Annotated in this window: 18 protein-coding genes; 8 read left to right on the top strand and 10 right to left on the bottom strand. The window is 59.0% G+C overall.

What is annotated here, in order from left to right; all coding sequences use genetic code 11:
* The first annotated feature begins 4 nt into the window (after positions 1-4).
* From B5D49_RS00635 to B5D49_RS00600, 8 genes are read left to right on the top strand one after another with little or no spacing between them, the layout of a single operon-like run.
* On the top strand, positions 5-322 hold the full coding sequence (locus tag B5D49_RS00635; protein WP_078715720.1) for a hypothetical protein: 318 nt from the start codon (positions 5-7) through the stop codon (positions 320-322).
* Between the two features lie 15 nt (positions 323-337).
* Positions 338-925 carry a hypothetical protein gene (locus tag B5D49_RS00630; protein WP_078715719.1) on the top strand — a complete coding sequence of 196 codons (588 nt, stop codon included), beginning with the start codon at positions 338-340 and terminating at the stop codon, positions 923-925.
* A gap of 17 nt (positions 926-942) precedes the next feature.
* Complete coding sequence (locus B5D49_RS00625) at positions 943-1,431, top strand: magnetosome protein MamC (protein ID WP_078715718.1); 489 nt, start codon at positions 943-945, stop codon at positions 1,429-1,431.
* 10 nt (positions 1,432-1,441) lie between these two features.
* Positions 1,442-1,834, top strand: coding sequence for a YtxH domain-containing protein (locus B5D49_RS14920; RefSeq protein ID WP_200806750.1), 393 nt, complete (start codon positions 1,442-1,444; stop codon positions 1,832-1,834).
* Between the two features lie 3 nt (positions 1,835-1,837).
* Positions 1,838-2,065: a hypothetical protein gene (locus B5D49_RS00615; protein ID WP_078715717.1), complete on the top strand. Its 228-nt coding sequence runs from the start codon at positions 1,838-1,840 to the stop codon at positions 2,063-2,065.
* Between the two features lie 18 nt (positions 2,066-2,083).
* The gene (locus B5D49_RS00610) at positions 2,084-4,222 is read left to right on the top strand and encodes a heavy metal translocating P-type ATPase (protein ID WP_078715716.1); all 2,139 of its coding nucleotides are present in this window, start codon (positions 2,084-2,086) and stop codon (positions 4,220-4,222) included.
* A 3-nt stretch (positions 4,223-4,225) separates the two neighbouring features.
* A complete protein-coding gene (locus B5D49_RS00605; RefSeq protein ID WP_078715715.1) occupies positions 4,226-4,963 on the top strand; it encodes a FeoA family protein in 738 nt (245 codons plus the stop codon).
* Entirely contained in the window at positions 4,960-7,053 is a 2,094-nt protein-coding gene (locus B5D49_RS00600) for a heavy metal translocating P-type ATPase (RefSeq protein ID WP_078715714.1), read from the top strand. The genes B5D49_RS00605 and B5D49_RS00600 overlap by 4 nt, the downstream gene beginning before the upstream one ends.
* Before the next feature lie 117 nt (positions 7,054-7,170).
* Here the strand turns inward: B5D49_RS00600 and B5D49_RS00595 are convergent, their stop codons facing one another.
* The 10 genes from B5D49_RS00595 to B5D49_RS00550 form a co-directional block, all read right to left on the bottom strand.
* Positions 7,171-7,410 carry a hypothetical protein gene (locus B5D49_RS00595; protein ID WP_078715713.1) on the bottom strand — a complete coding sequence of 80 codons (240 nt, stop codon included), beginning with the start codon at positions 7,408-7,410 and terminating at the stop codon, positions 7,171-7,173.
* A gap of 120 nt (positions 7,411-7,530) precedes the next feature.
* A complete protein-coding gene (locus B5D49_RS00590; RefSeq protein WP_078715712.1) occupies positions 7,531-7,857 on the bottom strand; it encodes a magnetosome protein MamC in 327 nt (108 codons plus the stop codon).
* A 28-nt stretch (positions 7,858-7,885) separates the two neighbouring features.
* Entirely contained in the window at positions 7,886-8,233 is a 348-nt protein-coding gene (locus B5D49_RS00585) for a hypothetical protein (RefSeq protein WP_078715711.1), read from the bottom strand.
* Positions 8,233-8,472 (bottom strand): HMA2 domain-containing protein, encoded by a 240-nt coding sequence (locus tag B5D49_RS00580; RefSeq protein ID WP_078715710.1) that lies wholly within the window; start codon positions 8,470-8,472, stop codon positions 8,233-8,235. Before B5D49_RS00580 ends, B5D49_RS00585 begins: the two co-directional genes overlap by 1 nt.
* 250 nt (positions 8,473-8,722) lie before the next feature.
* Positions 8,723-9,136, bottom strand: coding sequence for a cupin domain-containing protein (locus B5D49_RS00575; protein ID WP_078715709.1), 414 nt, complete (start codon positions 9,134-9,136; stop codon positions 8,723-8,725).
* A 53-nt stretch (positions 9,137-9,189) separates the two neighbouring features.
* Positions 9,190-9,726, bottom strand: coding sequence for a flavodoxin family protein (locus B5D49_RS00570; RefSeq protein ID WP_078715708.1), 537 nt, complete (start codon positions 9,724-9,726; stop codon positions 9,190-9,192).
* Between the two features lie 99 nt (positions 9,727-9,825).
* Positions 9,826-10,482, bottom strand: coding sequence for a carboxymuconolactone decarboxylase family protein (locus B5D49_RS00565; RefSeq protein ID WP_234990577.1), 657 nt, complete (start codon positions 10,480-10,482; stop codon positions 9,826-9,828).
* 92 nt (positions 10,483-10,574) lie between these two features.
* Positions 10,575-11,000, bottom strand: a complete 426-nt coding sequence (locus B5D49_RS00560; protein WP_078715706.1) for a cyclophilin-like fold protein — start codon at positions 10,998-11,000, stop codon at positions 10,575-10,577.
* Between the two features lie 233 nt (positions 11,001-11,233).
* On the bottom strand, positions 11,234-12,286 hold the full coding sequence (locus B5D49_RS00555) for an alpha/beta hydrolase (RefSeq protein WP_078715705.1): 1,053 nt from the start codon (positions 12,284-12,286) through the stop codon (positions 11,234-11,236).
* 38 nt (positions 12,287-12,324) lie between these two features.
* Complete coding sequence (locus tag B5D49_RS00550; RefSeq protein WP_078715704.1) at positions 12,325-13,512, bottom strand: iron-containing alcohol dehydrogenase; 1,188 nt, start codon at positions 13,510-13,512, stop codon at positions 12,325-12,327.
* Positions 13,513-13,540: the final 28 nt, after the last annotated feature.

The raw sequence follows: 13,540 nt of genomic DNA, 5'->3' as shown, positions 1-13,540 counted from the left end.
AAATATGGATTTCGGATTGCTGATGGAACTTCGGGACCATCTAACCATCAAACATCATGTCCCTGGACGCATTCGGCTTCAGTTTTCCGTGGCTCTGCTTGCCGATCCCCGCGCCCGGCGGCTCAAAGGTGAGGCAGGGGAAACGCCCCCACCGTTCATCAAAAAAACAAGTTTCAATTTATTTCAGCGAATGGCCGTCATCGAATACGATCCAGAGGTCGTTGTGCCGGAAAAACTGCACGAAGCTCTGACCACAAGGGACGCGCAGCGTTTTGCGGAATTGGCCTCGGAATTCGAGACGATTATTACCGAAGAAGCATAGCAAGGAGTACAAGGCGTGGACGAGAAAATGCAAGCCCAGCCGGGCATGGAAGGCGCGTATGGAGATCCGTCCGGAGCTGGTTCCGCCGGTGCGGGACAGCAGCAGGGACAGAACATGGCGCAGCCGCAGGCCGGAGCGTTGTACCAATACGTGCCGGGCGCGGGATTTGTGCAGGTGCAGGCCGCACCCCAGGCGGGGCAGGCCATGGGAGCGCCCCAGGGCATGACGGAAACCATGGGAGCGGCCCAGGGAGCCATGAGCACCGCTGCCCCCGGAGCCGACGCTGCCATGTCGGGCATGTACGGCCAGGGAATGCCGGAAGGGACGCAGCCTAAATTCGACCAGAACAAAATCGGCCAGATGTACGGTGTGGTGAACGATTTCATGAACGGCGAAGCCGATCCCGCAAAGATTGCCCCCCTGTTGCAAAACACAGGAGAAGATTTTTGGAAGGGAGCTGTTGTGGGAGCCGTTGGCGCGTTCATCCTGGGCAATGAGTCCGTGCGCAATGCCATTGCCGGTGTGTTCGGCTCGGTGCTCGGCGGCAAGGAAAAGGATCCTGAAGGCCCGCAGGTGACCGTGGGCGAAGAGGCCGAAGCCTAAAGCAAGGAACGGATGGTATGACGAAAAAGACGAGCAGTAACGGAACGCCTGGAGCCTCGACCTTGGGCGCGGTGGTGTTCGGCGCCCTGGTGGGCGGAACAGCGGCCGCGGCCAAAGGGCTTCGTGCCGTAAAGAACGGAGAGTCTTCCCGCGAGGAGGCCTTGCGGAACATTGCCAGGGAAACCGGCACCACGGCTCTTGCCGCGGGGACCGCCGTGGCGATTATGGGTCGGACCGGCCTTGGTCCGGTGCTGACCACAGCAGGCATGGCCGTGGTCGCAACCGGAACCAAGTACGCCATGGATTCCCTGTTGCTTTCCGCGTCGGTTTCGGCCGCGCCGGAGCATGCACCACTGACGTATCCCGATGAGTCCGCGGATTCGGAACCCGCCAAACCCAAGGCCGTGAAGTCGAAAACCGCTAAACCGAAAAAGACAGCACCCAAATCTGCCAAAACAGAGTCCGCCGAAACCAAGGCCGCCGCCGACGGCGCGTCCGAATCCTAAGGAGTACGCCATGAGTGAATATGTGAACCAGCCCCAGCCCGGAGCTTCGTCCGACGAGGGCGCCTATTCCCGGCAGCCCCAGCAACCGACCTACTATTTCAAGGATAACAACCAGTACGGTACAGCCTATGCCGTAACCAGCCCCCAGGCTCCGGCTCAGGCCGGAACCGGCATTCCGGCTGCCGCGGACACGGGAATCACCTCCTGGGTCAACTTCAGCAGCGGCGATTACCTCAAGGGCGTGGCCGTGGGCGCGGGCGTGGTGCTTGTGGCCACCAATCCGACCGTGCAAAAGGCCGTGGTCTCCGGTGCCGTCAAGCTGTGGGCCGCTTTGCAGGGTGGTGTGGAAGAGCTGAAGGAGCAGGTCCAGGACGCCAAGGCCGAACTGAGCCAAGAGGATTAGGCCATGTCTGATTCCAAGACATCCTCACCGTCCTCCCTCCTGCCCGAGGTCTCGTCCAAAACCAAAAAAAGCATGGCCAAGGCGGGAATGGCGGTTTCACTCGGTACCCTGGTGGCCACCGGATTGATGGAAACCAGCAAGACGCCGACCCTGAAGCGGGTTCATCTCTGGTCCGGATTCGCCCTGGTGGGCTTCTCCTATTGGCATTACTCCCTGTACAAAAAGTCCTAGCCCGCATCGGAGAACGACATGGCCGCGAAAGCGGAAAACCGGAAACACGGCTTCACCATCGCGCATGAGGTGGAGAAGCGAATCAGATTGCGCAGTCGCCGCCTATTCGATCCATCCCTGGATTTGCGATATCTGGAGGCATTGGCTGAATCGTTGCCCGGGGTACAGCGCGCCCGGACCAACAAATGGGGATCCAGCATCGTCATTGAATATGATGGAAATCCCGCTAACCGGGCGCGGATTTTGAATCTGCTCGAAAACATCCCAAAGGACGCCTACATGCCCGGCGGAACCGGGCAGGGAGCCATCTCCCTGCCCACGGTGGGAACGCAGGGTGCGGTGGCCGGGCTTACCCCGTTCATGCCGGCGGAAGCCGCAGCCCCCACCAGCTGGCTTTTAGGCATGCCCACCATGCTCGAAGGCCTGCACACCCTGTTGTACGACGGGGTCAAGGTGGAGGTTCTCGACGCTTCGGCCGTGGCGTTTTCCCTGTTGCGGCGCGATTACTTCACGGCCAATGCCATCGTTGCCATGCTGGGACTCGGCTCCTACATGGAAAATTGGACCGAGAAAAAATCCGACGAATTGCTCAAGAGTCTGCTGCGTCCCCAGGTGGAAAAAGTCTCTGTGGAACGCGATGCCCGGGAGGTTCGTGTAGACTTCACCGATCTGGCGGTAGGCGATTTGGTCATTTGCGGCAGCGGTGAGCTGGTGCCGGTGGACGGTGTGGTGGTGGACGGAGACGCGGCCTTGAATCAAAGTTCCATTACCGGCGAATCCCTGCCGGTGCATGTGAGCGAAGGCGATTCCGTTCTTTCCGGGGCCGTGGTGGAAGACGGGCGCATCAAGATCGCGGCGCAAAACGTGGGCCGCGAAACCAGCATGGCCCGGATCGGAAGGTTTTTGGAAAACTCTCTACGGACCCGTTCCACGTCGCAAAAAAAGAGTGATGAGCTGGCCGACAAGCTGGTCCCGGTGACTTTTGCCCTGGGGTTGGGCCTCTTTGCCCTGACCCGGGACGTGACCCGGGCCGCCTCGGTACTCACCGTGGACTATTCCTGCGCCATCAAGCTGGCCTCCCCCGTGGCCGTAAAAACCGCCATGCATGCGGCCGGGCATTGCGGTGTGCTGCTCAAAGGCGCGCAGGCGCTGGATAACCTGGCACGCATCGACACCATCGTTTTCGACAAGACCGGCACCCTGACCCGTGGCAACCTCAAGGTCACGGACGTGCTCCCCTTGGGCGGCGGGTCGGACGCGGAATTGCTCGCTCTGGCCGCCGGGGCCGAGGAGCATTATTCCCATCCCGTGGCCCGGGCTGTGGTGGCCGAGGCCGAGGCCCGGGCATTGCCTCTGCCGCCTATGAGTCAGGTGGACTTCATCGTGGCCCATGGTGTTTCCGCCTATGTGGAGGGGGAACAGGTTCTGGTGGGCAGCCGCCATTTCCTGGAAGATGACGAAGGGGTGGATTGTTCCGGTGTGGAAGCCTTGGGGCGGGAACTGCGCAGTGGAGGCAAGTCCCTGCTGTACGTGGCCCGATCCGGTAAGCTCGCGGGGGTCATCGCCCTGCGGGACGAATTGCGACCCGAAGCTGGGCAGGCCTTGTCCATGCTCAAGGAGCGCGGTATTCGGAAGATCGTCATGCTGACGGGCGACCATAAGGACACCGCGCAATCCATTGCCGCGGACCTCGGATGCGTGGACGAAATCCATTGGGAATTGAAGCCCGAGGACAAGGCCGATTTGTTGCGGGAATTGCAGGATGCTGGTCACTTTCTGGCCTTTGCCGGGGATGGGGTGAATGATGCGCCCGCCCTGGTTTCGGCGGATGTGGGCATCTGCATGCCCGGTGGCGCGGACCTGGCACGGGAGGCGGCCCAGGTGGTGTTGTTGGAGGATGACTTACGGCTGTTGGCCATGGCCCGGGACTTGGCCGCGAACACGCAGCATGTTTTGACGCGGTCGTTTCAAGCCGCGGTGGGCATCAACTCCGCCATCTTATTGGCCGCATCCACCGGCAAACTGTCACCCGTTGTCTCCGCGTTTCTGCACAACGCCAGCACTCTTGGCATTCTGGGGTACGCAGGCATGGCCGGTCGGGGAGCGAAGGCCACGAAGACACGAAGCAATGCCGCGAACCGTTCTCAGGAGAAATGATTCATGTATTCCAGTCTGACACACGCGCCCACGGGCGTTTCCCTGACCATTTCGAACATCGCGGACCAGGATTTGGAATCCCGTATGGGGCGTATGGGGCTTTTCGTGGGCGGCCGGATTACCCGGCTCGACGAAGACGTGGCCATGCAGACGGTTCGCGTCAAGGGACCGAAGGGGGAAGTCGTTCTCGGCGGCGGCATGGGCGGCAAGGTGGTGGCGCATCTGGATGATGGGCGCATGATTCCGTTGACGGAAATGCAGCCGGGTGAAACCGGACACGTGGAGTGTGTTGCCGCCGGAGGACCGCTCCGCGAAGGTATGGCCGCTCTGGGCTTACAGGATGACGACCCCATTGAGCTGATTCGTATTTTACCGCCTATGGAATTCATCACCGTGGTTGCGGGGCGGGGGCGCATTCGTCTGGCCGAGGGCATGGCCGCCAAAATCTTGGGCCGCATGGGGAACATGCATTGCCAGTTCGCCAACGCCCAGGCCGGAACCGACTTCGTGGTGGAGCGCATTATCGGCGGAAAGCGTGCGCAGCGGGCCATTGTTTCGCTGGACATCCACCCCGGCGTGACCATGCGTTTGGAGGCTGTGAAAAAGGCGTCGAGTTATCTGATGACCAACCGCAATCGTTGCGTGGTCAGCAGTAATGAAGGCCTGCGTCTGTTTCTGCGCTACGACCAGTCGGACTTGGTGGTGGTTTCCTATGACGAGGAGTCGGGGGACGCGGCATGAGCCGTCTTCCGTCTGCCGCTCGTGCTCGGGTCGTGCATGAAACGCCTCGACGTTTGCGGTTTCGTTGGAATGGGTTGCTTGCGCCGGATCTGAACCCTGAATATCTGCGGGCGTGGTTCGGGAATTTTCCCGGGGTTCGGGAGGTGCGCGTCAATGCTCCCGGTCGGACCCTTGTGGTGGAGTACGACGGGCTTCGCGCGCATAGGCAGGCCATCTGCAATGGATTTTCCCATGTGCCGGATCAAGCTTTCGACCAGACCGCTTCCACCGTTCCCAACGCGCGGGGCATTGATGCCCTCTTTCACACCGGTCTTGCCGGAATGGTGCCGTTTTTCCCCCCGGCGCTGCAGGCGACCGTTGCCGGGATCATGGGCATTTCGCCCATGTTGCGGGGGATTGATACGTTGCTGAACCAGGGACTCAAGGCCCGTGTGCTGGATATGACCACCGTGGGGGCGAGCCTGCTCCGGTCGGACTATGTGACCGCATCCTCCATTGCGGCCATGGTGGTGGTCGGGGATTATCTGCGTGGTATGAGCGATGACCGGTCCAACACGCTGCTCAAGAGTTTGATCGCCGCACCAGTGGAAAACGTGCGTGTGGAACGTGGCGGCGAGGAACAGGACGTCGGCTTTGACGATGTGCGCGTGGGTGATGTGGTTCTTTGTTCAGGAGGGGAATTGGTCCCGGTGGACGGGCAGGTTGTCCGTGGCGAGGCCATGGTGGATCTGAGTGGGATAACCGGTGAATCGGCTCCCGGATTGTTGCGGGCCGGGGATGAGGCGCTTTCCGGCAGCGTGGTGGTGGAGGGGAGTCTCGGTATTGTGGCCCGTACTACCGGACGGGACACGAGCATGGTCCGTATTGCCGAGTTCATGACTCGGGCCGTTACGGAACGTTCCGATGCGGAGAACAAAAGTACTCGACTGGCGGACGCGCTCGCCCCCTTGACCCTTGGACTCGGGGCAGCCATCTATGCGGCTACCGGAGATATGGAGCGCGCCCTGTCCGTACTCACGGTGGATTTTGCCTGTGCCGTTAAATTTCCTGCTCCGGTTGTGATCAAGACATCCATGTATTCCGCGGCGCGGCAGGGGGTGATCTTTAAGAGCGGCAACGCTCTGGAAGCATTGGCCGAAGTGGACGCCATCGTTTTTGATAAGACCGGCACCGTCACCCGGGGAGAACTCTCTGTCACGGATATTCTGCTGGCGGAAAGCGAATCCGAGGATGCGTTGTTACGCCTTGCCGCTGCCGTTGAGGATCGCTTCGGCCATCCAATTGGGCGGGGAATCGTCCGAGAGGCGGCGCGGCGCGGCCTGACCCCGCCGAAGGCCACGGACCTGGATTTGAACGTGGCGCATGGTGTCGGCGGCATGGTGGACGGAGAGCAGGTGCGCGTGGGCAGCCGTCATTTTATTCAGGATGATTGCGGGGTTGATTGTTCCGTTCTTGCTGAGGCCACTGCCGCTCTCCGGTCCCAGGGCAAGAGCCTGGTCTATGTTTCCCGCGGCACAACATTGCAGGGAGTGGCCGCACTCAAGGACTCTGTTCGTGAAGAGGCCGGGGCGGTCATGACCGCGCTCCGGGCGTGCGGCGTTCGCAAAATGGTCATGCTCACGGGGGATCATGCCGCCACGACGCGAAGGCTGCGCGAACGACTGCCTGCATTGGATGAAGTCCGGGCGGAACTGACCCCTGACCAAAAGGCCGCTGCTGTTCGTTCGCTCCAAGACCAGGGGTGGCGTGTGGCCGTGGTCGGGGATGGCGTGAACGACGCTCCGGCGTTCACTGCGGCAGACGTGGGCGTTTGTATGTCCAGAAGTACGGGCCTTGCACGGGAATCCGCCCACATCGTGCTGGATCGTGACTCCCTGAACGGTTTGGTCACGGCCCGGTTGTATGCGCAGCGTGTGGAGCGCATACTGCAGTATTGTTTCAATGCCGGAGTGGGCGTCAACCTGGGGTTGCTGGGAGCCGCTGGTGCCGGATTGCTGCGGCCTGTGGTGGCGGCCGGTGTTCATAATGCCAACACCTTCGCCATCCTTGGTCTGGCGGCCTGGGCTTCGTCCCGGGAAATCACATCCTGAAATTCCAGAGCGCCTGATGCCCGCTCCCGCAGGGCGTGGTCTGGTGGATGGAAAAAAGGGAGGCGCTCACCCAATTGGGTGAGCATCCTCCCGTAATGGCGTTTCGCGAGAGCCTGGCTACTTGGCAGGTGCGGCTTTGGCTTCCACCTGCTTTTCAGCCTTGGCGTCCTTGGCCATTTCCTTGACCTCGTTGGTGGCTTTCTGGAAAGTCCCTACAGCCCAATCCTTAGTCTTCATTCCGGCTTTGATTGCGGATTTCGTGGCTTTGCGGACGCATTTGGAGCGCGTGGCGGCATAGCCGATCACTCCACCGACAACGGTCCCGGCCGCGAAAACAGCGACTTTTCCATAACTCATACGATCCTCCTTGCCTCGATCCAGCCTCGGCAGGCTTTGAGAGGGTGTGTCATAACGTGTTCAAAAGGTGCCGATTGACGCGTGTGGTCCAATGGTTTGTTGTTACATGACGTGGAACCGTCAGGCCTGGATGCTTTTGGGCGCGGCACGGAATCCGAATTTCTTGTTCCAGAGATATTTTGTTCCGGTAGCCACGCCGACAATGCCGACCAACCCCACCAGGCCGGTGAGACCCAAGGCTCCCGTGACGGCGATGCCCGCAGCCGTGGACAGGCCGGTGCCTGCCGCTTCCTTGCTGACATCCGCCAGGGCTTGCCCGCGGGTCATTTCGCCATTGCTTACGCGGTGTATGTCCTTGGCCGCGGCAAGAGTGCCGCCTACGACCGCGCCAGCGGTCCCGGATGCGGCCACTGCCGCCGGAAGAAGCGCTCGATGTGCGATGGGCATTTTGCTCCTCCTTTCCTCGCGTTGTAGGTTAGTTCAAAAATGTAGTGAGATCAAAATGAACCGTCGCTGCCAATTCCTGGGCCGTGGATTTGAATTCCACCGCGTTTTCGCAGGTAAACAGGCGGTGCAACAGCTCCGGCATGATTACGTCCCGGTCATATTGCAAGACCATGGAACGCGTCAGCGCATGAAATGTTGTTTTACCGATGCCCGGCATGTCGCACCCTTTGGGCGGAGCAAAACCGTTTTCCTTTACGTAACGGATGACCCTGGGGTTGGCGATCACGCCCAGGCCGAAACGGAGCGTCAACTTGCCGGGGACGTGATCTGTTACGCGAATGTGTTCCCGCAGGCCGAGCATGAGGTCGAGATCCATCAGGCGGTCCCCCAGCGGCTTTGTTGTTGCAGCAAGTGGAGAACATCCATGGCGGAAAGCATGGATTGGTTGAAGCGGACAACAATGGTGGCGCATTTGGTGTTGGCGCGAATCCATTGAATCCCTTCGATATCTTTTGCGTATTGTTCCAGGGCGTGTGCCGCGGCAGCATTGTTGCGGACAAAGGGCGCTCTGATGCGGACGCGTTCGGGCAGGCTGTGCTGGATTTGCAGGGACATGGGCGATCCTCCGGTCAACGGGTTATTCCGAAACATCCTTTGCAGTGATCCAAGATGTATACCCGGCTGTTGTTGACGTAAAACCGCGAGTTTGAGTACCATTTTCAAAAATATTGCACTGCCCCTCCAGCGTGTGGACAGTGCTCCCCCGGCAGGGGCGGGCTGGCGTGAGACCTGCCGGAAAATCGTTTCCCGCGTGTCTGTTGTTCGGTAACGCCCGCCCCAATCCGGGGAGATTCCGCAGCGGTATTTAGCCCAGCGCCTCGTAATCCTGGTCGGAAACCGGCTCAAGCCATACATTTTTTGCGCCTTCTCCAGGCACCTCAATGGCCAGATGCGAGAACCAACAGTCTTTTGCCGCACCATGCCAGTGCTTCACCCCGGCAGGGATGTGAACAACGTCGCCGGGTTGAAGCGCACGGGCCGGCTTATCCCACTCCTGATACCAACCGCGACCGGACGTACACAGCAGGATCTGCCCTCCGCCCTTGTCCGCCTGGTGAATGTGCCAGTTGTTGCGGCATGTTGGCTCAAAGGTGACGTTGGCTACCACGACACCTTCGGTGTTGAGGATCTTCAGGTAGCTTTGGCCCACGAAGTATTGCGCATATGCCGTGTTTTCGTCCCCACGCTCAAAGACGTCGGTCGTACAGTTCTCGGACATGATGATCTCCTTTTGTAATTCTTGCAGAATACCGTGCCGGTCGGCGGGCGCCGTTAGGCGTTTGCGCCCGCGACGTAAGCCTGTTGAACGGTTTTTGATCCCCTGACGCCGCCTTCGTCCCATACACCGGTGACAGCTATGACGCCTTTTTCACGGATGTCGCTCAGACACCCCGTGAAGACGCGGAAGCTTTCCACGGTGCTGTTCACTGGAAGTCTGCCACCGGCTGCTGAAATGATGAAATATACGTCTTTGTTGCGGATCATGCTGTAGATGGGACAGATTCTGTCGATGAAGGTCTTCATCTGTCCGTTGTAGGTTCGAAAATAAACGGGACTGGCCAGAACCAGGACATCGGCAGCGAGTATTTTGGCATGCAGTTCGGCCATGTCGTCCTTTTGTACGCAGGATCCTCCTCCACGGATGCAGGAACAGCATCCCGTACAATAGTTGATGTGCTTTTCAGCCAAGCGAATTTTTTCAGTCGCGTGGCCCGCCTTTTCCGCTCCCTGCATGAAGGCATCGCAGAGGATGTCGGAGTTGCCCTGTTGTCGGGGGCTGGATGAAATGAGAAGGATGTTTTTGCTCATGCGTTGTTGCCGTTGCTGTTTTTTGCGTGCCGCTCGAAAACGGATATGGGTACCGGTTCCGAGCGGGCACGTCGTGTTGCGAAAGAATTTCTGGCCGCATCAGTCGCGTTCGGCCAGAACCCCGGCCAAGACGTCATCGGCGGCTTGGGCTTCCTGTGTACCAACGCGATCTCTGAGCACCTTGATAACGTCGTGCAGCTGCCCCTCGGACAGACCGGTGTTCATGGCCGCGTGTATGTGGAACGAAAGCGGGCCTTCGGCACGGCCAAGGCTTGCCAGGCAGGCGATGGTCGCCAGTTCTCGTTCCTGGTGCGTCAAGATGTCGCGGGCGAAGATGTCCGCAAACAAATGCTCCTTAAGGAATGTGTCGATGATTGGCGAAAATTCCTGATAAGGCGCTTTGGTCGAGGGGATTTCTTTCAGCCCGGCCAAGTCGGCACGGACCCGTTCTCCATAGGCGTCCCGATCCAGGTCAACGGGAATTGGGGAGGCATCCCGACCGATCTCGTCATGAATGCCCTGCGCCTTGCGTTCGTCCAATACGCCCATGAAGGCCCATATCCCTCCGAGACTGCGGGGAAAGCCCGCATATGCATACATCTGGACGAGAACTTCCTTGATTTCGTTGACGGTCAGCCCCGCGTCCAGCCCTTGGTGCAGGGCGGACTTGAGGCGTGCAATGTCGCCGATTGTGGTAAAGGCGGAAATGGTGACGATGGACTGCTGACGGGCGTCGAGGAGGGGTTCGTTTCCCATTGCTCGTGACTCCATTATGGTTGTGAGGCCGATGACAAGCACCACAGCGGTCAAAAGGGAAAAGTGTTTGTGCATACGTTTTATCTCCTCTTTTATCGTGTTGTGGGCTGTGCGTCGATGGCCGCCGGGTTTTCCAGTTTGATTACGACGGTAATGTCTGCGGGAAGGGAGTCCATGACGGACAGCGGCGAACGCAGAATCCCAAGGTTGACGATCCCATCGAATTCTCCAGACAGTTCTTCATCTTTGAAAAGGATGGTGAAGTAGTTGCCGTGGATTGCAAAGGCTATGTCGCCGTTCAGCCATCCGCTGCGCACATCCTGCTGGTCATAGGGCAACGGACCATCCATCACGCCGCAGTAATCATGCTCGTATCGATGCATTCGAACCGAGTAGGGCAGTTTTTCTATGAGCGCTCGTGAGGAGGCATTGTCATTGAGCAGCGCCGGAATTTCGGTTTTGCCGACTACCAGATTGATCCTGGTTCCATTTTTGAGAGTACGGGATGCATGCTGCATAGTTAGATACTCCTGATGCCGCGGGGCGGGCTGAAACGAAATCACGGACGAAGCTTCCGAAATGTGGTGTGTCGTGTCGCGGCGACACGCAATACGCCGATTGATTTGGAAAGGATGGGTTCCCAAGCGTACAGTAGCGGGTGTCGCGATTTAAAGGGCGAATCCTCCGTGTCGGGAGGATCCGCCTTGTCGTCGTTCATGCGGTTTTACGGCATCTGCTCGGCTCGTGCGGATTATTGCAGTGCCTTGGCAAAGAAGCTGTTCAGCTTGTCAAAGGGGATCATGTCCGTGCGGTCGTAGAGGTCGATGTGTCTGGCTCCGGGGACGACATACAGCTCTTTTGGTTCGGCGGCCAGCTCGTAAGCGTCTTCCGTGAAGTACCGGGAGTGGGCCTTTTCACCCATGATGAACAGGATCGGTCGGGGAGAGATTGTGTCCACATAGTTCATCAACGGGAAGTTCATGAACGCCATGTTGCTTGTGGCGGTGAAGGGACCGTGCGACCTTGGATGGTGGCCGCGCTCCATGGCATAGTATTCCCAGAATTCACTGCTGATGGGATCCAGTCCTTCAGGAATGGATGTGGTCGGCTCGTCCGGGAATCCTTCGGGCAACATCGGACTGCCGTTTTCAAAGTCCTCCCAACGCTGTTTCCCAAGTTCGTCGAGCATTTTGTTTCGTTCCTCGGCGGACATGGAGTCTTCCCAGCCGTTTCGGATCACGCGGCTCATGTCATACATGCTTGCGGTGGCAACGGCCTTGATGCGGTGGTCGACCTGGGCCGCTTTGAGAGCGAAGCCGCCGCTGCCGCAGATACCGATGGCACCGATTTTGTCCCTGTCCACGAAGGGGCGCGTACCAAGGAAATCGACACCCGCACTGAAATCTTCGACAAAGATTTCGGGCGAGGACACATGCCGGGGTTGCCCGCCGCTTTCACCATTGAAGGATTCGTCGAACGCGATGGTCACATAGCCGCGTTCCGCCATTGTTTGCGCATATATTCCCGCGCCCTGTTCCTTGACGCCGCCATACGGCGTGCCAATGACGAGCGCCGGATAGTGTTGGGATTCATCCATGTCCTTCGGCATATACATATCGGCGGACAGGATGATGCCGTATCGGTTGGGGTAGGAGACTTTTTTGTGGGTCACCTTGTCACTGCGCTTGAATGTCTTGTCCCAGGTCACATCGTCCTCCGCGTAAGCTATGTTAGCTGCCAGCATTAATGTCAGGATGGACAGCATGATTTGTAGAGGTTTGTTCATAAAAGCATTGGTCTTCATCGGTTACCTCCTTGGCAGGATTTCCTTGGCCTTGGGAGTCACAGAGCAGACCGGAACACGCCGAGCATATCTTCAACGCTCATGGGCGGGCGTCCCGGCAGGTTGCCGTTCTCGTCGCGTACGATTTTCAGGGTGTCCCTGGCATAGGTTTCAAAGAGTTCGCCATCAATACCGAGTTCCGAAAACCGGGTGGGGCAGCCGATGGAGCGTAGAAATGCCTCGAAGCGGTCAATGCCCTCCAAGGCGCAGTCAAGGTCATCGGCGGATTTGGCAGGGAGGCCGAACACACGTTCCGCGAATTGGACGAATTTGCCCGTGTTGGTCTTGGCAGCAAAGCGCATCCATGCTGGGTTGATGATGGAAAGTCCTGCGGCGTGGGTGACGTCGTGGTAAGCGGAAACAGTGTGTTCCATCATGTGTACCGGGTAGGCTCCGTTGGTACCCGCCTGGACCCAGCCGTTGAGCGCCACGATGGCGGACCATTGCACCTGGGCGCGGGCCTCGATATCCGACCCGTCCGCAATGGCCTTCGGCCCCCACTGCATGGCCGTGAGGATGACCCCCTCGGCAAATCGGTCCTGAACAGGCGTCGTGTCGATGCCGTTGAAATACGCCTCGGTCACATGGGTGATGAGGTCGCAGACACCGTAGGCGGTTTGGTCCTTGGGCACGGTCACGGTCAGTTCCGGGTCCACCACGGCGACTTTGGGGTAGAGCAGCGGAATTTGGATGAAGGATTTGACCTTGGCATCCTCGTTGGTGATGACGGCGCCGCAATTGGTTTCGGAACCTGTAGCGGCGAGGGTGGGGACGGTGATGACCGGTAAAGCCTGTTTTGGAACATAGACTTTGTCCTGGCCGTGGTTGATCATGTCCCAGGGGTCACCGTCATACAGGGCGGCCGCAGAGATGACTTTGGAAGCGTCCATGACGCTGCCGCCGCCCAGAGCAATGATGATATCGCATTTTTCTTTTCGGACGGTTGCGGCACCGCGAGCAACCGAAGTGATCCGCGGATTTGGCTCAATACCCTCGCATTCCGCCACGGTAATGCCGGCTGCCTTCAGGCTTGACACAGCCCTATCGAAGACGCCGTTTCGTTTGACACTACCGCCTCCTGTGACGAGCAGGGCGCGTGTGCCGAATTCCCGGGCGGCTTCACCCAACCGGGATAGATTGCCTGCGCCAAAGATAATACGCGTCGGATTTTGGAATTCAAAATTCATTTTGATCTCCTTGTGTTCGATCGTCGAT

The sequence above is a fragment of the Paucidesulfovibrio gracilis DSM 16080 genome, assembly GCF_900167125.1.
Taxonomy (GTDB): domain Bacteria; phylum Desulfobacterota; class Desulfovibrionia; order Desulfovibrionales; family Desulfovibrionaceae; genus Paucidesulfovibrio; species Paucidesulfovibrio gracilis.
This window is presented reverse-complemented; position numbering and strand designations above follow the sequence as displayed.

Bases quoted from the DNA above. Each gene is read 5' to 3' on its own strand.
- B5D49_RS14920 (WP_200806750.1), top strand. From the start codon at position 1,442: ATGAGTGAATATGTGAACCAGCCCCAGCCCGGAGCTTCGTCCGACGAG.
- B5D49_RS00555 (WP_078715705.1), bottom strand. From the start codon at position 12,286: ATGAAGACCAATGCTTTTATGAACAAACCTCTACAAATCATGCTGTCC.
- B5D49_RS00625 (WP_078715718.1), top strand. From the start codon at position 943: ATGACGAAAAAGACGAGCAGTAACGGAACGCCTGGAGCCTCGACCTTG.
- B5D49_RS00610 (WP_078715716.1), top strand. From the start codon at position 2,084: ATGGCCGCGAAAGCGGAAAACCGGAAACACGGCTTCACCATCGCGCAT.
- B5D49_RS00590 (WP_078715712.1), bottom strand. From the start codon at position 7,857: ATGCCCATCGCACATCGAGCGCTTCTTCCGGCGGCAGTGGCCGCATCC.
- B5D49_RS00565 (WP_234990577.1), bottom strand. From the start codon at position 10,482: ATGGGAAACGAACCCCTCCTCGACGCCCGTCAGCAGTCCATCGTCACC.
- B5D49_RS00605 (WP_078715715.1), top strand. From the start codon at position 4,226: ATGTATTCCAGTCTGACACACGCGCCCACGGGCGTTTCCCTGACCATT.
- B5D49_RS00585 (WP_078715711.1), bottom strand. From the start codon at position 8,233: ATGGATCTCGACCTCATGCTCGGCCTGCGGGAACACATTCGCGTAACA.
- B5D49_RS00570 (WP_078715708.1), bottom strand. From the start codon at position 9,726: ATGAGCAAAAACATCCTTCTCATTTCATCCAGCCCCCGACAACAGGGC.
- B5D49_RS00575 (WP_078715709.1), bottom strand. From the start codon at position 9,136: ATGTCCGAGAACTGTACGACCGACGTCTTTGAGCGTGGGGACGAAAAC.
- B5D49_RS00580 (WP_078715710.1), bottom strand. From the start codon at position 8,472: ATGTCCCTGCAAATCCAGCACAGCCTGCCCGAACGCGTCCGCATCAGA.
- B5D49_RS00560 (WP_078715706.1), bottom strand. From the start codon at position 11,000: ATGCAGCATGCATCCCGTACTCTCAAAAATGGAACCAGGATCAATCTG.
- B5D49_RS00595 (WP_078715713.1), bottom strand. From the start codon at position 7,410: ATGAGTTATGGAAAAGTCGCTGTTTTCGCGGCCGGGACCGTTGTCGGT.
- B5D49_RS00600 (WP_078715714.1), top strand. From the start codon at position 4,960: ATGAGCCGTCTTCCGTCTGCCGCTCGTGCTCGGGTCGTGCATGAAACG.
- B5D49_RS00615 (WP_078715717.1), top strand. From the start codon at position 1,838: ATGTCTGATTCCAAGACATCCTCACCGTCCTCCCTCCTGCCCGAGGTC.
- B5D49_RS00635 (WP_078715720.1), top strand. From the start codon at position 5: ATGGATTTCGGATTGCTGATGGAACTTCGGGACCATCTAACCATCAAA.
- B5D49_RS00550 (WP_078715704.1), bottom strand. From the start codon at position 13,512: ATGAATTTTGAATTCCAAAATCCGACGCGTATTATCTTTGGCGCAGGC.